A 20,590-nucleotide genomic window follows, 5' to 3' on the forward strand; every position below is an offset into this window, starting at 1 on the left:
GGCGAACGCTTGACGGGAGGCGAGACCTGATGGTCTTGCCTCCCTTGTCGATCAGCGAACCGTACCGCGGCGCACCATGTTGACGATGGCGAGCAGGATGACCGCACCGGCCAGCGAGATCAGGATCGACTGGATGTTCAGCGCGCCGTCCATGATCGATGCGCCACCGATCAGCGGCGTGATGATGAAACCGGCCAACAGCGCGCCAACGATGCCGACGACGATGTTGAGCAGGACACCCTGCTGTGCGTCCGTCCGCATGATCATGCTGGCGACCCAGCCGATAAGCCCGCCGACGACGAGAAGAATGATGAGGTTCATGATAAGCTCCTGAAGAATGTCGTTCCGGGGGTTCAACAACCGGCGGTGCCATTCCGTTCAGTTCCGCCGATAAAGAGCAGGATGACCATTGGTATCATGGCACCACGTAATTTAGTATTTTGGTATGGCAGGCCGGGGAACCCATGACGGTCACCCCGCGCTCAACGGAGATGATAAACCGCGACAGCCAGCCATTACACGCGCCGACCCTGCACCATCTGGAACAATTGATGGCGGGATTGCTCGAAGGCGTAATCCTGATGGACCCGACTGGCGTCATCCTGAGCGCTAATCCTGCCGCACTGCGGATGCATGGCGTGGCGGCGGTGGCGGATCTGGGCGGAACCGCCGATGATTATGCTACGCGCTTCCAGCTTCGCTATCGCGATCATCGTCGACTGCCCCGGCGCGAGTACCCTCTGGTGCGCCTGCTGGCTGGCGAGAGTTTCCCTGATCTGATCGTGGAGGTCATGCCGGTCGGCGCCGACGAGTCATACTGGGTGCATCAAGTGCGTGACATCGTGATGGACGAAGATGGCGGCGAACCCGATTGTCTGGGACTGGTCATCAGCGACGTGTCCGAACGCTTCGATGCGGAAGACCGGTTCGAGGCGATGTTTCACGCCAATCCCGCCCCGGCCCTCATCATCCGCATTGCCGACCGGCGTTACGTGCTGGTCAATCAGGGTTTCCTTGACCTGTCGGGCTATACTCGCGAGCAGATCATCGGCAAGACGCTGTTCGATCTGGATTTTTTGGCAGAAGTCGATCGCAAGGCGTTCGTTCGGGAATGTATCGCGGATGGCAAACCGGTGCCGCAGCTGGAGGCGGAACTGCCACTGGCCGGCGGCGACAAGACACTCGTCCTGCTCGCCGGCCAGCCGATCGAGGTTGCCAACGAGAACTGCCTGTTGTTCACCTTCGCGGACCTGGAACCGAGACGACGCGCTGAGCAGGCGCTGCGGTCCAGCGAGCGCCACTTCTCCTCCGTATTCGAAATGGCGCCCGTCGCGATGGTCGTGACGGAGGGAGACGACAACCGCATCGTCCGCGTGAACGAGGCCTTTCAGGCGCTGACCGGCTATTCCGCAAAGGCGATCGATGGGTGTGTCGCTGACGATCTTCAGCTGTGGAACGACGCGTCACAGCGCAAGGGGCTGGAAAAGGAAATCCGCGACCAGGGCGGGTTCCGTGGTCATGACGTCCGCCTTCTTCGCAAGGACGGTGAAAGCGCGGACTGTCTGGCGTCAGCCGAGCGGATCAGCGTGGACGGCGCACCGTGCGTGCTGTGGCTCTATCAGGACATTTCCCTACGGCGACGCGGCGAGCTGGAACTCGTCGAGGCGATCGAGGCGGTGATGAAGGACGCCAACTGGCTCAGCCGTTCGATCATGGACAAGCTCGCTACCCTGCGAAACCCGCGGCCGGCCGGCGCGATCGAAACGCCAACGGCAGATCTCAGCAAGCGCGAGCGCGAGGTGCTGGAGCTGATTTGTCAGGATATGGACGACGTCGCGATGGCAGAGCGCCTTTGCCTGTCGCGCAACACGGTGCGCAATCACGTCGCACGGCTTTATGCGAAGATCGGCGTCAATCGTCGCAGCGCAGCCGTCGTGTGGGCGCGCGAACGCGGCGTGGGTGGTTGAATGGGGATGGACCGCTCGTCTGTTGCCAAACGACCATCCGATGCTCAGGATATCCCCTATGATCCATCCATCCCGTCGTTTGTTTCTTGCCGGTGCCGCCGTCACTGCCGCCGCACCGGCGTTGGCCCAGAAGAAAGCCCCGCCGCCGATCGTCAATCCGCTGGTCCGTCAGCGGGCCGATGCGCAGGTATTCCGCCATACCGACGGCTGGTATTACCTGACCGGGTCGGTGCCGGAATATGACCGGCTGGTGCTGCGCCGTTCGCGAACGATCGCCGGGCTGTCGACCGCGAAGGAAGCGGTGCTGTGGCGGCATCAGTCGAGCGGGCCGATGTCGGGATATATCTGGGCGCCGGAACTGCACCTGATCGACGGCCGCTGGATCATGTATTTCGCGGCCGGCCCCAGCGGCGGCGGTGCCGACGTGTTCCGCATCCGCACCTATGCCGTCGTCTGCGACGGCCCCGATCCGATGACGGGCAAATGGTCGGTGCTGGGCCAGCTGGAAACGCCGTGGGACAGCTTCAATCTCGACTCCACCAGCTTCGTCCATCGCGGCACGCGGTATCTGGCATGGGCGCAGCGCGAGCCGGGGATCGAGACCAACTCCAATCTCTATCTGGCTCCCCTCGCCACCCCACTGACGCTGGCGGCGAAGCCCGCGCGATTGTCGGTGCCGACGCTGGATTGGGAGGTGCGCGGCTACAAGGTGAACGAGGCACCGGCCCTGCTGGCCCGCAACGGCCGCCTGTTCATGACCTATTCGGCCAGTGCGACCGATGCGCGCTATTGTCTGGGTATGCTGACGGCGCGCGACGATGCGAACATCATGGACCCGGCGGTCTGGACCAAAAGCCAAAGCCCGGTGATGACCACGTCGGCTGCGCATAAAGTTTATGGCCCCGGTCACAACAGCTTCACCGTGGATGAGCGCGGTCGCGACATGCTGGTGTTCCACGCCCGCGATTACGAGACGATCAAGGGCGACCCGCTGCTCGACCCGAACCGCCACACCCGCGTCCAGCCCATCGTCTATCGCGCCGATGGCACGCCGATCTTCGACCCGCCGGTGGCGAACGGTCCGCTTACCTGACGCTTTCCGACAAGTTTGCACCCCCCGATGCGCCGATGGCCATTCGCAGCGCCTCCATGAACTGCGGCGGCGACTCCACCTGCGGGGAGTGACCGAGATCGTTCAGGCGGATCAGTCGCGCATCGGGGATGCGCTTGACGGCGTCCTCCGCCGCTTTCGGCACGGTCCGGACCTGATCGCGGCGCTCGGGTGGAGCCGTATTGGCGCGGAATGCGGTGAGGTCGCGCTGGCCGATGATGAGCGTGACCGACATGGCGAGGCGCGGCAGCTCGGCGGCAACCGGCTGGGTCTGGATCATGTCCGACAGCCGGGCCTGCGCATCACGGACGATATCACCGTCGGGACCGGCATACTGCCCCGCCAGCATCGCGACCCAGCGATCATAGGCCGGGCGCCATTCCCCATGATAATAATTGCGTAGCTGATAGGTCTTGATCGAGGCGGCATCAGTCTTTGCCTCCTCCACGCGCAGCTTGCCCAGATCGGTGTAGGGTACGCCTTCGGCCAGCGTATCGTTCAGACCCAGCGGATTGACCAGCACCAGCTTTACGACACGCTCGGGATGGAGCAAGGCAAAGCGCGTGGCGAGGATACCGCCGGTGGAATGGCCGACAAGGACCACCCTGCCCACGCCAGCATGGTCGAGCAGGCCCCGCGTCAATTCGGCCATCGTGTGAAAGCTGTATTGATATCCTGCGGGCTTCGATGATTTGCAGAAGCCGATCTGGTCGGGCGCGATGACGCGGAAACCCTCGGCGGCCAGCGCCTGCGCCGTATCCAGCCACGTCGCCGCGCAGAAGTTCTTGCCGTGCAGCAGGACGACGGTCGTACCATTCGACACGCCGGTCGGGGGCAAGTCCAGATAGGCCATTTTGATCGGCTGTCCCTGCGAGCTTGCCTCGAACCAGCGGACCGGCGCGCGATAATCGAACAGCTCGAGATTGGCGCCGAGCGGCCCGGTCTGCGCGATACCGCCTGTCGACGACAAGGTAATCGAAATGGCCGCAGCCGCCATGGTCAAGCGTATCATCGACCGCAAACGATCAAGCCGTCCCCCCGTATCCGGCGGGATGCTAGATCGTTTCAGGAACCGGCGTGATCGGCTTCCCGCCATCGAACCAGGCGACGAGATTATCGACCACCAATTGCCCCATCGCTGCCCGCGTCTTTATCGACGCCGAGCCGATATGCGGCAGCACCACGACATTGGGGAGCGTCAGCAGCACCTCGGGCACCTGCGGCTCGTCCTCGAACACGTCGAGTCCTGCCGCCAGGATCGTGCCGGATCGAAGCGCGGCGATGAGCGCCGCTTCGTCGACGACGCTGCCGCGCGCGACATTGATAATCACGCCGTCAGGGCCGAGGTCCGTCAGGACATCGGCATCGACAAGATGCCTCGTTGCAGCGCCACCGGGTACGATGGCGATCAGGACGTCGCACGCCGTCGCCAGCGCAACCGGGGTATCGTGATAGTCGTAATCGACATCGGCCTGTCTGGAACGGCCATGATAGGCGATCTCCACGCCGAACCCGTCGAGCCGTCGCGCCACCGCCTTGCCGATCGCGCCCAGCCCGAGAATGCCGATTCGCCGTCCGCGCAGGGTCGGGGAAAGCGGGAAAGCACCCGATGGCCATAACCCCTCCCGCACATATCGTTCAACCTGCGGGATACACCGGATCGTCGCCAGCAACAGGCCCAGGGTCAGGTCGGCCACCTCCTCATCGAGGACGCCCGGCGTGTTGGTGACCATGATTCCAAGTGCCGCAGCCGCCCGCGCATCGACATTGTCATAACCTACGCCGAAATTGGCGACGATCTCCAACGCGGGAAGGCGGTCGAACAGCACATCGTCGATCCGTCCGGCCAGCGTGCTTACCGCCAGTCCCTGAATATGGGGGCCGACAGAGTTCATAAACTCGCCGGTATCAGGCTGCTCCCACAAACGGTGAAGCACGAAGCGGTCGTCGAGCGCAGAGATTACTTCGGGCGACATCGGCGCAGGCATCAGGATATCGGGTTTCGGCATGTCACTTAGCTATCATATTTCAGCGGGATATCCGGCCTCTGTGAAAGCCTTGCGTCGGATTTTCGCCAGGCGGAGCCGTCATCCGTTCGTTGTTGCGCCCGGTTGGCCGCTACCATCGGTGGACTCCGCCACCCTTTCGGGACGGACATAGATCGAGGATATCTCGGGAAATTCTTCGCGCAGGCTCTGCTCGATCTTTCCGATCAATGCCTCGCCCTGTCCCATGGTCAGGTCGTCGTCGAAGTCGGCGCTGATCGCCACGAACACCGCCTCCGGCGCTGTGTGAATGGTCCTGACGTGATTGACCGCCGTCACGCCATCGCTGGCCGCGACCATCGATCGGACCCGCTCCACTACATCCGGATCGGCCCGCTCGCCGATCAGCAGGCCCTTGGCTTCGCGAGCCAGCAATGCGGCCACGGCGGCCAGGATCGCACCGATGACGAGGGAAGCGACACCATCGATCCGGGGTTCGAGCCATCGATGGCTTGCCCAGATGCCGATCGCCGCGACCAGAAGGCCGGCCAATGCCGCAGAATCCTCGAATAGAACGATGAAGCTGGCCGGGTCTTTCGATGCCTTTACAGCATCCCACCAGCCGACTTCGCCTTTGGTCCGGGCAAATTCCCGTACGGCGATCGTCCACGAACTGCCTTCCAAAAGGAACGCGATGCCGAGAACCACGTAGTTGACCGTCGGATCACGTAAGGGTTCAGGGGATCGGATGTGCAGCCATCCCTCATAGAACGAAATCCCGGCACCCAGTGCGAAGACGAGGATAGCCACGACGAACGCCCAGAAATAAAGCTCCCGGCCATAGCCGAACGGATGTTGGACGTCCGCCGGCCGTTTGGCCCGCCGCTGTCCGTAAAGCAGCAATATCTGGTTGCCGCTATCGACCAGGGAATGAAATCCTTCGCTCAGCATCGAGGAAGAACCGGTCAGACCAGCTGCGATGAACTTGGCGATCGCTATCCCGACATTGGCGAACAGCGCACCGAACAGCACGATATTCGATCGGATGGTCTTGCCGATGGTGGCGCCGGCCATGTCTGTCCTGTCTGTGCTGAACCCATCATGCGCGTCGTCGGGACGCCCATGGTATGAACGCGGTCCTAGGCGATCGGCGAGAGAATCGAAAACATTCTATCCAACCACCGCCCATCATCTGTCAGAATCAGCGTGGATACGATGCCGAATCTGGCTGCCGACGCATTCCACTCACGGAAAATCGTAGTGGAAGAACGAGATGGGCACCCGGAATCGATAAAAGTCGGTTCCATTCTACCTGTGGGCCAGCGTTAGGGGCAGGGTAAATCTTGATTACTCGCCATACCTCGGTACAGGAACCCCAGCGATAACGGCGGCCGTGAGGCTGCTCACACACCCGAGAGTTAAGTCGATATGCAAATCATCGTCCGCGACAACAATGTCGATCAGGCCCTGCGCGCGCTCAAGAAGAAGCTGCAGCGGGAAGGCGTCTATCGCGAAATGAAGCTGCGTCGGCATTACGAAAAGCCGTCGGAGAAGCGCGCGCGTCAGCACGCCGCCGCCATCAGCCGCGCCCGCAAGGCCGATCGGAAGCGCGCCGAACGCGACAAGTGATCGCTGCTGCCGGGCGATCCGTTTAAGCGGCATTCGGAAATCGAGTAGCCGACCAGCATGGGTCGAACCTTCTCTCCGAAGACGATACGGCATTCGCCGGAGCGATCGTCGAAGAGTTGCGTGGCTTCGCCCATGCCGTGACGATCGCCGAAGATCCTGGTCCGCCTCGACGGCAGCGGCGGACCAGCCATACGATCCGGCTATCCCGGATCGCATGCTTCTGCGGATCGAGCGCATTCGGTGATTCGACATCTGAGTGAAAGCGACATCGCCATGGCGTTGACGATAACCTGAATCTGCTCTGGCTCCATCGTACCGGTCAATGCCGTATAGCTCGTGCCGGGCAAACGATACGCGCAGTGCGGCTTGAGCGCCAGCGAGGCAATCACTGGGGTTCGCAATCAGCAGGTGGCTAAGAGCAAGGCGCTGGCATCATAGCCGTCGTCATAGCTGAAATAAGTCAGCGTCCCACGGACCTGTTCGATCTGCGCCGTCACCTCGAACATCGCAACCGACGATCTCCAAAGGAAGCAACCTGAGGATTTTCGACCGGCGTGCGACCACCGCGGTCGTGGCGAAGTGCTGCGAGGACGGTGAGCGTACGCCAATGACCGTGCGGCACATTGCCGATGAGCGGGCGTTCTCGTGCGCACCAACCGGGTAGTCGGGTCATACTTGTCTTGGCCCAGATCTTGTCGATGAAGACAAAGCGGCGCGGATCAATCCGGCCCTGATACCTGCGCCATTGCGCGGGCGATCAGCGTTTTTTTGACCGTCACCCCGCTTCGCGCACGATCCGCCACACCGAACCATAGCTCGTCACCATGCCGCGCTCGCCCAGTTCCGCCACCAACGCACGCAGCGTCACGTCCGGCGTGGTCGCCGGTCGCTCCAGCAGCCACGCACGCTCGCGCTCAAGCGAACGCGGCTGCTAGCGTGCTAATGGCCGGGCCGCAGCACTGCCCGTCGCCCAAAGGCGTTGCGACCACTTCACTGCACTCGATACGCTGACCCCGAAGAGTTCAGCCGTTGCACGGAACGACCGGCCACCCAGAACCGAGGCCGCTACCCGCTCACGCAAATCATCCGAATAAGCTCGACCCATACTGCCGACCTCTACATGGCCAGCTGCTCGAACCAGAATTCCTGCGCCTTGTGAATCCTCTTCGATTCAGACCAGCCGACCCAGACTCCAGCAAACGTTGACACCTGCCGTCTGGTCGCGAACAGAACGGCATGTCCTCTACCCCACCCCGCCACGTCGCCCTCACGACGGAATTCGAATCGTACATGAAGGCGGAGGTGATCACTGGACGGTACAGCACTTCCGGTGAGGTCGCGCACTCTTCCCTGCGCCTGATGATCGCCCGTAACGAGGCTCGCCTAGACGGAGAGCCGTGTCGTGGTTGACGCAACCACCGCGCGCGAACAGGAACGGCTTGCCGCATTGGCGCGATACGAGGTGCTGGATACGCCTCGGGAGCAATCTTTTGACGAACTTGCGGCGCTGACAGCACGGCTCTGCGATGCACCGATCGCGGTCGTCAATCTGATCGGCGATGGGCGTCAATTCTTCAAGGCGGAAGTCGGGCTGGGCGTACGCGAGACGCCACTGGAAAGCTCGTTCTGCGTCAAGGCGCTGCTTGAGGACGAATTTCTCGTGGTGCCGGACCTGACGCTGGATACCCGGTTCGAGTACAATCCGCTGGTAACCGGCGATCCACATATCCGCTCCTACGCAGGCGCGTTGCTGAAGACCGAAGACGGACTGCCGATCGGGACGCTGTGTGTACTGGACTATCGCCCGCGGCCCTTCACGGCGCTCCAGCAGGACACGCTGCAAGTGCTGGCGCGGCAGGTCATGTCGCTGCTCGACCTGCGTCGCACGGTACAGGAACGCGATCAGCGCTCGCTCAGCTCTCGCGCGAGCGAGAAGGCGCTGGCGCTGACACGCATCGAGCTTGTCGACAGTGAAGCCCGGTTCCGCAACATGGCCGATCATGCGCCCGTGATGATGTGGGTGACCGACCCGGAAGGCAATTGCACGTACCTTAACCGCCAATGGTATGACTTTACCGGCCAGACACCCGAGGAGGCGGCCGGTCTGGGCTGGCTTGACGTCACGCATCCGGACGACAAGGCAGCGGCAGGCCGGATCTTCCTCGATGCGAATACTCGACAGGAGCCTTTCCGCCTCGAGTATCGCTTGCGTCGTGCAGATGGCACATACCGTTGGGCGATCGATGCAGCCTCTCCGCGGTTCGGACCTCGGGCCGAATTCCTGGGCTATATCGGTTCCGTCATCGACATAGCAGATCGTCGCGAGGCGGAGGACGCGCTTCGTGGCGCGAACGCGCTTCTATCAGCCGTGATGGAAGCCGTACCCGGCGTGGTCTATGCCAAGGACCGTGCGGGGCGGATGTTGGCTGCCAACCGCGGCACCGCCGATCTGGTTGGCAAGGCCCTGGATAGAATCATCGGGCGAACCGATCGCGAATTTCTCGACGATCAAACTCAGGCCGAGATCGTCATGGCGAATGACGAGCGGGTGATGACCGAGCAGATCACGGAGGTCGTAGAGGAAGAAGTCAGCCTTCCCGATGGTACCTGCGTGACCTGGCTCTCGACCAAATCACCGTTCCGGGACGCCAATGGTACCGTGAACGGCCTGGTCGGCTCATCGATCGACATCACGGAACGCAAGCGCGCGGAACTCGAACTCCAGCGGCTCAATGAGACGCTTGAGGACGAGGTCGCCGAACGGACCGCGGAGCGCGACCGGATCTGGGAGACATCACCCGATCTCATGCTCGTGATCGATTTTGCGGGCGTCATCAGACGCGTCAATCCTGCCTGGACGACCATGCTGGGGTACGCCTCGGGCGAGCTTATCGGACATCACGTCAACGAGTTCGTGATGTCCGATGATCACAACCGGACAACCGACGCCTATGAGTTCGCTGCAGACGGCGGGCGTCCGGCCATAGTCAATCGTTACCACCACAAAGATGGCTCATTACGGTGGCTTTCCTGGGTCGCCGTGCCCGCTGGCGACATGACCTATGCGACAGGTCGCGATATCACAGCCGAGAAGGAGCAGGCGGAGGCGCTGAGGAAGACCGAGGAGCAACTGCGTCAGGCGCAGAAGATGGAAGCGGTCGGTCAACTGACCGGCGGGCTGGCCCATGACTTCAACAATCTGCTGACCGGTATGATGGGCAATCTGGAACTGCTCCAGCTTCGCGTGGCGCGAGGACGGCTCGATGATCTCGACCGCTTCATCAATGCCGCACAGGGCGCTGGTCGACGTGCTGCATCGCTGACACAGCGCCTTCTGGCGTTTTCGCGCCGCCAGACGCTCGACCCCAAGCCCACCGATGTTAACCGGCTGATCATTGGTTTCGAGGAAATGCTGCACCGGACAGTCGGGGCGACGGTCGACATCGAAATCGTCGGCGCTGCCGGTCTTTGGCTGGCGGATATCGACGCGCCGCAACTCGAGAACGCAGTCCTCAACCTTTGCATCAACGGCCGTGACGCGATGCCTGAAGGAGGCAAGCTGACGATCGAAACTGCAAACAAGTGGGTCGATGACCGCATAGGAAGGGAGCGCGATCTGCCACCGGGGCAGTATATCTCGATCTGCGTGACCGACACAGGCACGGGCATGACGCCGGAGACGATCGAGCGCGCGTTCGAACCCTTTTATACGACCAAGCCGATCGGTCAGGGCACAGGCCTCGGCCTTTCAATGATTTATGGTTTCGCCAGGCAGTCCGGCGGACAGGTTCGAATTTACTCCGAGATAGGACAAGGCACGACGGTGTGCATTTACCTGCCACGCCATCATGGCGACGCCGCTGAGATACTCGAGGAAGGCGCAACCGGGCTTTCCGCGAGTGGCAATGCCCAGACCGTGCTCGTTGTCGATGACGAGGCGACCATCCGCCATCTCATCGACGAGGTACTCGACGATCTGGGATACACCGTGATTGGCGCAGCCGATGGGGCGGCGGGAATCAAGGTGCTTCAGTCCGGAGCCAGGATCGAGCTGCTCATAACGGATGTCGGTTTGCCCAACGGTATGAACGGCCGACAGGTTGCCGATGCCGCTCGCGTTTTGCGGCCCGGCCTGAAGGTGCTGTTCATCACAGGCTTTGCCGAGAATGCCGCAGTTGGTAACGGCCATATGGAACCAGGCATGGAACTGCTGACCAAGCCGTTCACTCTCGAAGCCCTCTCTACGAAAGTGGCTCAGATGCTGCGAGCTAACTCCGAGTAGCGTCGTTCGGGACGGTTGGCAGGCAAGGCCGGCTGGAACCCCGAAATGCGCGCGGCGGCAATAACATGCCGCCGCCCGCGTGTCATGCTGCTCACCGAAGGGCAGATGGGCGACGACAAGGGCGCCGCGCTCATGTTCGACGCGATGCCGTCCGCTCCAGTTCTGCTCGCGGATCGGGCTGTGACGCCGATTGGTTTCGCCACGCGCTTGCTGCGCGGCACCACCGCCTGCACCCCGTCACGCAAAGGGCGCAAGGCACCGATCCCGCATGACTGGCTCCGATCAATGGGTCCTGAGCCTTAGACTTGCTGCGAAAACAGTTGATCCGGCAGATACAGCTGCCGATATCGGGCGATGACTGACGTCTGGTCGTAGTCGCGCTTCACCCGATCGTGCAGCGACTTCCCCAAGACTACGCGGCGGGCGGGGTCGGCGAGCAGGCTGATGATCGCCTTGCCCGTTGCTTCGGGATCGACCAGCGGCGTGATGATACCGCCATACGCATCGTCGCCTTGCGCGCCTTCCAGCATTTCCCGGCAACTGCCGACATCGGGTGCGACCACGGGGATGCCGAACGCCCCTGCTTCGAGGATCACGAGCGGCTGCGCTTCGGACAGGCTGGTGAGGACGACGATGTCGATCCGCGGCAGCCATTCGTCGACCCGGACCCGCCCGGTGAAGCGGATCACCTTGTCCATTCCCATCGCGGTCACGAGCGCGCGGCATTCGTCATAGTAGTCGCCGTCCTCATCCAGCGGACCGAGGACGGCGAACTCGGCGGTCGGGCAGGCGCGATGGGCGATCGCGGCGGCGCGAATGAAGGTCTTGATGTCCTTGATCGGCACCACCCGTCCGATCAGCGCGACCAGCGGCTTTTCAGGGTTCTGCGCCACGGGGATATTCACGAATCGATCGAGGTAGATACCGTTGGGAATGACCCGCAGCCGTTCCGGCGCGGCGCCCAGTCGCGCCTGCACGGCATTGTTGGCTGCATAGAGCGCGATGATCGGATCGCAGTGATCGTAACACAACCGGGCATAGTTGCGGAACGCGCGCCGCCATAACTCGCGCAGGCCCGGCACGTCGGCATCGAGCGTCAGTCCCTGCCCCGCATGCGATCCGATCCAGTCGGCCATCATGATCTCGATCTGCCGTTCGAGCAGATAGATGCCATGTTCGGTAATCATCGCCGGCGCCCGGTGCTCGATCACTGCGCGTGCCGCGATCAGGCCAGCAAAACCGGTCGAGATCGTGTGATAGCGCGCCGCGATCGGCAGCGGGGTCAGCAACGCCGCGAGCAGTCCGCCGAGCAGCGTCCGCGTCGCCCAGAACACGTGGTGGAACGAGGCCGATGGCATCGCGCGTTCGGCATAGGCGACGATCGCCTGGAACAGCACGGGATGCGTCAGCAACTCCGCCGGGGTCCATGGCTCCCGGCTGGCGGTGAGCGCGGCGAACAGGGCCGCGAGTGGCGGTTCGCCTTCCTCTCCGAGAAAGGCGAGCAGCATCCCGGCGATCGCCGCGACATCCGCCGGGCGGCGGCGGCGGGGCACCACGTCCAATCCCGGCGCCAGCGAGACTTCGGTGACGGACACGACATTGGCGGGGGGTTCGAGCCGCCAAGGCATCGGCGTGGCATCCGGCTTGATCGCGACGATCGCGAACCGGCAATCGGGCAGGCCGCCGATCAGATCCTGCAACCAGTTTGCGACTCCGCCCACGACGTAAGGGTAGGCACCCTCGACGATCAGGCATACGTCGGCATGCGGCGAAACGGTCAAGCGCGCGCGGCCCCGCGCCAGAACTGCACGACCTGATACAAGGGATCGGCCGGCGGCAACGCGGCGGCATCGGACATGGCGCATCGCCGGGCCAGCCCCTCCACGTCGCGCGCGCGGACCAGCAGGTCCAGCGCCGTCCTGAGCGGCAGGCGGGTCGGGTCCTTGCGACGGGGCCGCAAGCGGTGGAGCAATGCCTCCGCCGCCGCGAAACGCTGATCGGGACGAGGCAGCACGGCCAGCGCCCCTTGCATTTCCTCCACCGCGTCGTTGCGCAGGCGGGCGCGGCCGGTTTCGGAAATCAGGACATCGTGTTCGCCGTGATCGGCCAGCAATTGCGCCAGTGCCAAGCGATCGTCGGGATGGCCGTGCATCGCCACGGCGCGTTCCAGCCGCCGCCGCCGCTGTAGCAGGATCTGGTTGGCCCGCGTCGCCGCCGATGCCGCCAGCGCCCGGATCGTCTGGTCGTCATCGATCAGGCCACGGGCAACGATGCTCGACAACCGCGATTCATAGGAAGCGACGACGGTTTCGATCGCCATCTGCCGGTCCGCGATGCTGCCATGGCGGAACACCGATACCAGCGAGCCGAGCTGCGCTGGATCGGGCAGGTTGATGGCTTCGCCGCTGAGAGGCGCGATATGGATGGAGCGATCGTCGATCCAGGAATCGTCGTCCACCGGCTCCGGCAACGCCAGCCGCGCCGAATCCAGCGCCAGAAAACGGAGCGCCAGCACGGGCGTCGCAAGGCGGATCGCCAACAAGCCGATCGGCCCGAATGCCGCGCCCAGCCAAAGCATCCAGCCACCGACCGTCCGCCAATCCGTCGATCGCCGTGCGATCAACAGGGCGGCCAGCGTAGCGGACACATGGATCGGCGCGAACAGCGGGTAGGTCGCCGGATGGAGCGACGGCAGCGCCATCGCCATCACATCCACCAGCGACCAGAGGATCAGCGGTCGGATCACGCGGCGTCGCTGGTGATCGCAACTTGGAACCGCGGTGGCTGATTGCTCGACACATCGGCCGGCAACACCGCAAGCAGCGCCGCCAGTCGCGATGCGACCGCATCGAGATCGACGATGCCGCGGCGACTGAACCGCTCCGGTTCCAGATGATGGAACATCAGGATCGCGCGCACGGTCGCCCGCGCATCACGCGCCGGCAGGGCCATCACGCCGATGCGCCCCAACAACGCACCGGCACCCGGATCGGCCAGCGTCACCGCTTGCGGCGTAGCGAGGATCGCATCGACCAGTGCGCCGGCGAGATAGTCGGGGCGACCCGATGCCTCCTGTCCCTGCGCGAACGCGCGCCACGATCCCGCCACCGGCGTATAGATGGTGAAATCCTGCGCCTGCGCATCCATCGCCACCAGACGCGACATCGTCTGGGGCAAGCGCCCCCGGTCCGGATCGAACAGCCCGGTGGCTGCCTCGATCGCCCGGCCCACACCGACTTCGTCCACCGCGATGCGGACCTGAAGCGCATGGGCGTTCTCGCTGGCCAGCCGGAAAGCGTTCGTCGCCGTGGCCAAGTCATCCTCCGTCCGGCGGCCGTGCCGTTCCAGCGACGCGATCCGACGCTGGCGGACATAGGTCAGTTCACCCACCAGCACGCTCGCCGCCACCCACATCAGCGGCGGCAGGGACCGCGCAAGCATGTAGTGGAACGGATCCTCGTCCAACGCCATCGCCGCATGCGGCATGGCGAACCAATAAGCCGAGGCCATCCCCGCCGCCAGCAACCCCATACCGCTGCCATATCCCAGCGCCATCGCCAGCACCGGTAACCACAAGGGATTGGGGTTCAGCGCCGCGAACGCCGTTCCGCCGGTCGATTTGACGTCGATCAGTACCAGCAGGCCGATCATGACCGCCAGTTCCGCGTTGATCCGCAGCAATTGCTTCGCCTTCATGGCAGCCGCCCCATGCTATATTTGATCCCCACCCGCGCGAACACCTGCGTGCCGACCAGATTGGGTCGTTGAACCGAACTGACGCCGCCTGCGGCCTCGATCTGCCAGGCGTCGTCGATATACCCCGCCACGGTCAGCGTGGCGGTGGGGCCGTTGCCGCCGAAGCGGTCGAACGTCCACCCCGCCGCCCCGGCGATCCGCCACGCGCCGAGCTGCTCGGCCACCAACGCCTGCATGGTATGATTCTCGCGGTCGACTAGCGGTAATGACAGCGCACCGCCGGGCCGCCGGACCATCCGATCGACATATTCCGCCTCCAGCCGGTACAGCAGCGTCAAAGCGGGTTTCATCCGCCTCACCGTGGCATCGAGGCCGCCGGTCACGACGGTCGTCCGGGCAAGCGCCCCCTCGTGACCCAGTCCATAGAATGTGCGCGCGACATCGCCCTGCACCGTCAGCGCCGGCGACACGCGTAGTGTACCCCCCGCCCCCCAGCGATTAACATAACCGCCCAGCAACGCCTGCTCAGCCGTCGAGACGTCAGGCACATGCCACCCGGCGATCAATCGACCCTCGCGCTCAGCGGGGCCGACGACCAGCCGGCCGGCCAGTCCCACGCGGGCATTCGTCAGGTTCGCGGCCCCCTGCACCTCCAGCCGCGTTGCCGCATTGCCGACACTGCCGGTCACGTCGGCGAACACGGTGCCACGCCGGAGCGACCGGATGGTGCCGGCCTGTGTGACGACGCCATCGGCACTGGTCTGGAACCGGCGCACCGCCCCGCCGATCACGACATCGGCGCCGGTCGCGCTCCCGAGAACGGGAACCGCGACGCGCAGGCTCCCCTCGGCCTGCGTGAAGCCACGACCGTCACGCACGGTGGCGATGGCCGCCACGTCGCCGCCGGCCGCGCTGATCGTCCGGCGTGCGACGGTGTCCGTCGCCCCGAGCGCGCGATAGCGATCGGCCGCACGCGCCGTGGCTCCGCGCGCGGTATCGGCATCGGCCAGCGCGCGGGCGACCTGCGGATCGCCGGGTACTTGCCGGTCAAGCGTCGTCAGGCGCCGACGCGACCGGCCGGGATAGCCGGTAGCCGCATCCGCCGCCGCCTGCGCCAAGGCATAATCGACCGCCTCGCCCGCCATGGTCGCGGCGATCGGCGTGTCGCGGATCACCCTGATCGTCAGTCGATCGCCAGCCACGGTCGACATGAACCGGCGGCCGGGCGCCGGCCGGATGACCATGCTGGTATCGTTCCATTCCATCCGACCCAGATCATCTCCGGCCCGCTGACGAAAGGCGTCGAGCGCGGTCGCATCCGGGCCACGATCAAACCAGACGATGGTCTCAGCTCCATCGGCTTCGATCGACAGGGCGGCGTCGGCTGGCCAGTCGAGTACCAGATCGGTGGTTGCCGCGACAGACGCGCCGGGTGCCGCGTCCGGCATTTGCCGAGCGGCCGGCGCCATCAGCGCAACGGCAAGGAGGATCATCGTCATCGCAAAAACAAAGCTCTGGCATCGGCGGGCCGGCCGGCGGCGATCAGCAATCGTGCTTCGTCGGCGATCAGCGACTTGTCTAACGAGGCAGTCGCCCGCAGCCGACGCGTCATTGCCAGCGCCGCATCGGTGCGGCCGAGCCGCGACAGCAGCGCGACCCGCGCCCGGCTGTCGCCCTCACCCATATCCAATGCCCGCTCGAACCACGGGCGGGCGCGGCGATCGCCATGCTGCTTCGACTCGATCTCGGCCATCAACGTCGCCGCCGTCGCATCGTCGGGATGTGCCGCCAGTTGGTCGGCGACGGCGGCTCGCGCGGCAGCCAGATCGCGCGCGTTCCACGCCGCCCACGCGACATCCATCCGATCCGCCGGCAGGGAAGCATTGGCCGCGATCCGTCGCCGCGTGAGCGCCAGCCGCAGGTTGCGATCGATCGTCGGCATGGTGGTCGCCGTCATCTGCCGCAACTGGGCCGGCGACAGCGAACGCCCATCGAGCAGGGGACGCAAGGCACGCTCGTTGGCGCCCTGATCGGCCGTTTCCGCCGACAGGTTTAGCCGCGACAGCAGCACCGGCGTCTGCCCGGCGAGCGGATGTTGCTCAAGCACCCGCAACGCCGCCTGTGGCACATCGCGCTGAGCATAGAGCATCAGCCAGCGAAGCCGATCGTCGTTGTTCTGGGCACCGGCCGCCCGTTCCCGCAACCACGCCAGCGCGGCCGACCCCGGGCGCGGCCCCCAGAGATACAGCAGCCTGCGCGTCGCGGCATCGTTCGGCGACACCGCCATCGTCCGCAACAACCCGGTCGCCTCGTTCCGCGCGCCGATCGACAACAGCCGTTCCGCCAGCGCCACCCGCGCGGCCGGATCGCGGCGGGCGCGATCGAGCAACTGAGCTTGCAGACCGGCGCGATCGCCGAACCGGATCAGCAGATCCTCGCGCGCCGCATCGCGCTGCGCCGGCGCCACCATATCTGCATAGCGCAGCGCGGCGGGCCGATCGTCGGCCGCCACCGCCAGTCGCATCGCCAGCCACGGGTCCTGCCGACGCCACTCCGCACCCGCCAGGCGGTCCAACCGGGCAATGAGGGCGGGTCGTGTCGCGAACCGACGGGCAAGATCGAGCGTCAGGGCGGCGTCCGGCCGCGGTATCGCCCCATGTTCGGCCGCGGTCAGGACCATGTCCGGCGCCTGCAACGCATAAGCGACGGCGACGATATCCTGCGGCGGCGCGACGCCTGCCCGCGCCGTGGCGGCAGCCAGCAGCGCCCGCGCGCCGGCCGTATCGCCGACGCGTATCGTCAGTTCGGCACGCCGCCGCCAGAGCGCCGGCCCATCACCTCTGGGATCGCTGGCGAGTGCCAGCGCGACCTGCGGCCGCCGCCGGGCCGCCAGTTCGTCGACCACGCTCGCCCGGCCGGGTTCGGCACCGCGTTCGGCCAGCGTATCGACCAGCGTGGCGATGGTGGGCGCGTCGGCGTCCTTCAGCGACAGCCGCAGCAATCGCTGCAAGGCATCCGTCGACATCGAGGCACCCGTCATCCGGCGTTCGGTCAGCCGTGTCCGCGCGCTATCACCGGCACCTGCCCGTTCCTCCAGATACGCCAGCCGTTCGATACCATCGCCATCCAGCCGCGACATCTGCGCCAGTCGCGTGAGAGCGAACCGCTCCTCCACAACATCGTTCGCCGCGAGCGCCACGACGCGTAATTCGCCTAGGGCCTTTTCTGTTCCGGTGCGCGCGGCCTCGTCGTGCAGCAGCTTCAGGCGTTCGCCTTGCCGACCGGCCTTCGCCAGCGCGCGGCTCATCAGGGCAATCAACACCGGGTCGCGGGGATGCGCGGCGGCCACCGGCGCCAGCGCAGCCAACGCCTCATCGGGCTTGCCCGCCGCCAATAGCGAACGCGCGAGCAACGCCTGCGTACCGGCATCGCTGCCCTTGGCATCCCGCGACAGCCGCGCGAGGGCAGATCGATCCGCCGTCCCCATCGCCGCGCTCAATTGTTCGCCGGTGCTGGGCGCGAGCAACCATCCGCCAGCACCGAGGATCAGCGCGGCACCGACCGCCGCCAGACCCAGCGTCGCCATCAATGGTGCGCGACGGGCGGCGATCACCGGCCCGGCTCCGGCACGATCCGGTCGAGCGCAAGCACGGACACATACGGCACGAATCCGGCCGCCCGCTCTCGCGCATACAGCGCCTGCACTCCGGCGGCATCGCCGGGCTCCCAATAATCCAGCGTCATCAGCGCCAGCGCGGGATTGACCTGACGCGCGGCACGCAGCCGCCCGGCCTGCCAGTTCCAGTCTCCCTCGCTCAGCGTGTCGTAGGTGCGGGTGCGGAAATTCCAGCGCGTCGCCATCGCCTCACCCAGCACGCCGTCGATCGCGTCTGCGACCTTCGGCAACAACGCATAACCCCGGTTCATGACGATGATGGCAGCAGGAAACCGTTCGTGGATCGCGCGCACCAACGATGCCGCGGCATCGACCATGCCGGCATTGCCGATCGGATTGGCCCGTTCCATCGCTTCGGCGTTGTCGAGGGTGTCCATGAAAATCCCGTTATACCCCTTGGCCAGGATCGCCGGGACCAGCTTGTCCAACACCTCCGCCCGCCAGCGCGTATGACGCAGATCGGCATAGCGGGCGTCGGGCCAATGGGGATTGGCGGCCAGCAGCGCCCCCGCCGCGGCGAGTGATGCCGCCGCCGGCCGGCTTTTCTCCACCTCGCCCAGGCTGATATACCCGATCGCCAGCCCGCCCGGCCGGCGCAGCGATGCCGGCGCCCGGTCGTGATCGGGCTCCAGCACCAGCACGTCATACTGGCCGGCGAGCGTTGCATCGGTCGCCGAGCCGTAATCGATCGCCCAGCGCCAGTCGGTGCCGGCGGGCAATCGGGGTTCGTGGGCCGGTTTGGCGCACGCGTTCGTCTGGCTCATGGCCAGCACCAGCCCGGCATGGAACGCCAGCCGCCCCCAGCGACGGAAAGCGGAGGGTTTCGCCATCACGCCCATCGCCGGCGCTCCCCCACGACCGCGGGATTGTTGCCGACGAACAGCAGATAGACGAGGTCCCACAGCGCATGACCGGCCAGCATCGCGCCCGTCATCGCCGCCATCACGGCACCCGCAAGATAACCCCAACCGTACCAGGCGAACCCGGCATGGACCGTCGCCAGCGTCGTCCCCGCGCTGACCACGAAGAACATCGCCCAGACGATCAGGACGCGGCCGGCCAGATCGAAATAGGACAGGATGATCGTGAAGAACAACGCCACGAGGTGAAACACCGCCCCCACCACCGTGAACCGGAAGGCGAAGATACCGCGCGGATCGGCCCCGATCAGCTTGAACAACTCGGGCGCCAGCACCCATAGGGCAGCGGCGATGGTCGCCTGTGCGACCGTCAACAGGCGGACATCGTGCAGGACGGTATTGATAAGCGCCCGCCGCGCCCGCCGGATACCCGCGATCGGCGCGGTTCCCGTGCAGGCGGCCATCAGTACCGCGAAGCTGCGGTCGAACCGCGTCTCTGTCGCCACCAGCAGCAACGTCAAACCGGGCACCAACGACAGGAGGCCCAGAAAGCTGGCCGGATCATAGACCGGATGGAACCGCAGCATCGACAATCCCGCCACGCTGTCATCGGCGGCGTACCAGGTGATCCACTTGTCGATCCAGATCGCCAACGTGGCCAGCGTGCCACCGATCGCCAGATGCGCATGACGGCGATGCGCCACGGCCCACTCGGTCGGCCAGATCGGCGGCGCGAGGAAACCATGGCGCACCGCGCGCACCAGCAGGATCGTCGTGACGGCAACCCCCGCCAGCGTCAGCCACAACAGGCCGCGCATCGATACGTCGGGCGCCAGCGCACCGATCACCACCACGACGCCGATGCCGCCGGCATAGCCCGTCAGCACCGCCCAGTGTCGCCGGGTCGCGGTCAGGAACAGATTCGCGACCCAAATCTGAGCGAGGAGCGTCAGAATGGCGGTGGCCGCGAGTTGATCGACCGGCGCCAGTCCGGAAAAGGCATAGACCAATGCCCCGACCGGCACCGAGATCGCCGCCGCGCTGGCCAGTGCAGCGACCAGGATGCCCGGCACCTGTTCGTGCCGCTTGGCATAGAGCAGATCGGACATCACGCGCGTGGCAACCGCGATAGTCGGCGCCGCCGCCAGCGCCGACAGGCTGAACGCATAGACGAGGATCGTCTGCAGTGCGCCGGTCGCGGCCAGACCGGCGTGTTGCTGACCCCACGCTTCCAGCGCGATCACCGCGCCGGCCGCCATCAACCACGGTCCGGAACTGATGATCGCGCCATGCGACGCCGCCGCCACGACACCACCGATGCCGCCGACCTGCGCCATGCGCGCCAGCTTGAAGCCGATACCCGCCACGTTACGTTACCGCGTCC

16 protein-coding genes and 1 pseudogene are annotated in these 20,590 nt (G+C 65.1%); 6 read left to right on the forward strand and 11 right to left on the reverse strand.

The window, feature by feature from the left end:
• Nucleotides 1–51: 51 nt before the first annotated feature.
• Entirely contained in the window at nucleotides 52–321 is a 270-nt protein-coding gene (locus JAO74_RS15730) for a GlsB/YeaQ/YmgE family stress response membrane protein (protein ID WP_199040246.1), read from the reverse strand.
• A gap of 170 nt (nucleotides 322–491) precedes the next feature.
• Here JAO74_RS15730 and JAO74_RS15735 point away from each other — a divergent pair, with 170 nt between their 5' ends.
• Nucleotides 492–1,967: a PAS domain S-box protein gene (locus tag JAO74_RS15735; protein WP_269845954.1), complete on the forward strand. Its 1,476-nt coding sequence runs from the start codon at nucleotides 492–494 to the stop codon at nucleotides 1,965–1,967.
• A 58-nt stretch (nucleotides 1,968–2,025) separates the two neighbouring features.
• Nucleotides 2,026–3,054, forward strand: a pseudogene (locus tag JAO74_RS15740) (glycoside hydrolase family 43 protein); the annotation flags it as partial.
• Here the strand turns inward: JAO74_RS15740 and JAO74_RS15745 are convergent.
• The 3 genes from JAO74_RS15745 to JAO74_RS15755 form a co-directional block, all read right to left on the reverse strand.
• Nucleotides 3,053–4,075 (reverse strand): alpha/beta fold hydrolase, encoded by a 1,023-nt coding sequence (locus JAO74_RS15745; RefSeq protein ID WP_233151074.1) that lies wholly within the window; start codon nucleotides 4,073–4,075, stop codon nucleotides 3,053–3,055. The pseudogene JAO74_RS15740 and the gene JAO74_RS15745 sit on opposite strands and share 2 nt — an antisense overlap.
• A 58-nt stretch (nucleotides 4,076–4,133) precedes the next feature.
• Nucleotides 4,134–5,087 (reverse strand): 2-hydroxyacid dehydrogenase, encoded by a 954-nt coding sequence (locus JAO74_RS15750; protein WP_199040255.1) that lies wholly within the window; start codon nucleotides 5,085–5,087, stop codon nucleotides 4,134–4,136.
• A 78-nt stretch (nucleotides 5,088–5,165) separates the two neighbouring features.
• Nucleotides 5,166–6,137: a cation diffusion facilitator family transporter gene (locus tag JAO74_RS15755; protein WP_199040258.1), complete on the reverse strand. Its 972-nt coding sequence runs from the start codon at nucleotides 6,135–6,137 to the stop codon at nucleotides 5,166–5,168.
• 354 nt (nucleotides 6,138–6,491) lie between these two features.
• Here JAO74_RS15755 and rpsU point away from each other — a divergent pair, with 354 nt between their 5' ends.
• The 4 genes from rpsU (at nucleotide 6,492) to JAO74_RS15785 (ending at nucleotide 11,277) form a co-directional block, all read left to right on the forward strand.
• Nucleotides 6,492–6,692 (forward strand): 30S ribosomal protein S21, encoded by a 201-nt coding sequence (gene rpsU / locus JAO74_RS15760; protein ID WP_056528936.1) that lies wholly within the window; start codon nucleotides 6,492–6,494, stop codon nucleotides 6,690–6,692.
• A gap of 1,236 nt (nucleotides 6,693–7,928) precedes the next feature.
• Nucleotides 7,929–8,102 (forward strand): type II toxin-antitoxin system ParD family antitoxin, encoded by a 174-nt coding sequence (locus tag JAO74_RS19290; protein WP_199040261.1) that lies wholly within the window; start codon nucleotides 7,929–7,931, stop codon nucleotides 8,100–8,102.
• Nucleotides 8,095–10,974, forward strand: a complete 2,880-nt coding sequence (locus tag JAO74_RS15780) for a PAS domain S-box protein (RefSeq protein ID WP_332908832.1) — start codon at nucleotides 8,095–8,097, stop codon at nucleotides 10,972–10,974. Before JAO74_RS19290 ends, JAO74_RS15780 begins: the two co-directional genes overlap by 8 nt.
• Before the next feature lie 84 nt (nucleotides 10,975–11,058).
• Complete coding sequence (locus JAO74_RS15785) at nucleotides 11,059–11,277, forward strand: hypothetical protein (protein ID WP_199040264.1); 219 nt, start codon at nucleotides 11,059–11,061, stop codon at nucleotides 11,275–11,277.
• On the opposite strand, the gene pelF is transcribed toward JAO74_RS15785, so the two are convergent.
• From pelF to pelG, 7 genes are read right to left on the reverse strand one after another with little or no spacing between them, the layout of a single operon-like run.
• The gene (gene pelF / locus JAO74_RS15790) at nucleotides 11,274–12,755 is read right to left on the reverse strand and encodes a GT4 family glycosyltransferase PelF (protein ID WP_233151075.1); all 1,482 of its coding nucleotides are present in this window, start codon (nucleotides 12,753–12,755) and stop codon (nucleotides 11,274–11,276) included. The two genes, JAO74_RS15785 and pelF, sit on opposite strands and share 4 nt — an antisense overlap.
• Nucleotides 12,752–13,720, reverse strand: a complete 969-nt coding sequence (locus JAO74_RS15795; RefSeq protein ID WP_199040270.1) for a hypothetical protein — start codon at nucleotides 13,718–13,720, stop codon at nucleotides 12,752–12,754. Before JAO74_RS15795 ends, pelF begins: the two co-directional genes overlap by 4 nt.
• Complete coding sequence (locus tag JAO74_RS15800; protein ID WP_199040273.1) at nucleotides 13,717–14,670, reverse strand: hypothetical protein; 954 nt, start codon at nucleotides 14,668–14,670, stop codon at nucleotides 13,717–13,719. Before JAO74_RS15800 ends, JAO74_RS15795 begins: the two co-directional genes overlap by 4 nt.
• Nucleotides 14,667–16,169: a hypothetical protein gene (locus JAO74_RS15805; protein ID WP_199040276.1), complete on the reverse strand. Its 1,503-nt coding sequence runs from the start codon at nucleotides 16,167–16,169 to the stop codon at nucleotides 14,667–14,669. Before JAO74_RS15805 ends, JAO74_RS15800 begins: the two co-directional genes overlap by 4 nt.
• Nucleotides 16,166–18,283: a hypothetical protein gene (locus JAO74_RS15810; protein ID WP_199040279.1), complete on the reverse strand. Its 2,118-nt coding sequence runs from the start codon at nucleotides 18,281–18,283 to the stop codon at nucleotides 16,166–16,168. Before JAO74_RS15810 ends, JAO74_RS15805 begins: the two co-directional genes overlap by 4 nt.
• The gene (locus JAO74_RS15815) at nucleotides 18,280–19,176 is read right to left on the reverse strand and encodes an endo alpha-1,4 polygalactosaminidase (protein ID WP_233151076.1); all 897 of its coding nucleotides are present in this window, start codon (nucleotides 19,174–19,176) and stop codon (nucleotides 18,280–18,282) included. The genes JAO74_RS15810 and JAO74_RS15815 overlap by 4 nt, the downstream gene beginning before the upstream one ends.
• Nucleotides 19,176–20,573 (reverse strand): exopolysaccharide Pel transporter PelG, encoded by a 1,398-nt coding sequence (gene pelG, locus JAO74_RS15820; RefSeq protein WP_199040282.1) that lies wholly within the window; start codon nucleotides 20,571–20,573, stop codon nucleotides 19,176–19,178. Before pelG ends, JAO74_RS15815 begins: the two co-directional genes overlap by 1 nt.
• Nucleotides 20,574–20,590 lie beyond the last annotated feature (17 nt).

This window comes from Sphingomonas mollis (assembly GCF_016427505.1).
Lineage (GTDB): Bacteria > Pseudomonadota > Alphaproteobacteria > Sphingomonadales > Sphingomonadaceae > Sphingomonas > Sphingomonas mollis.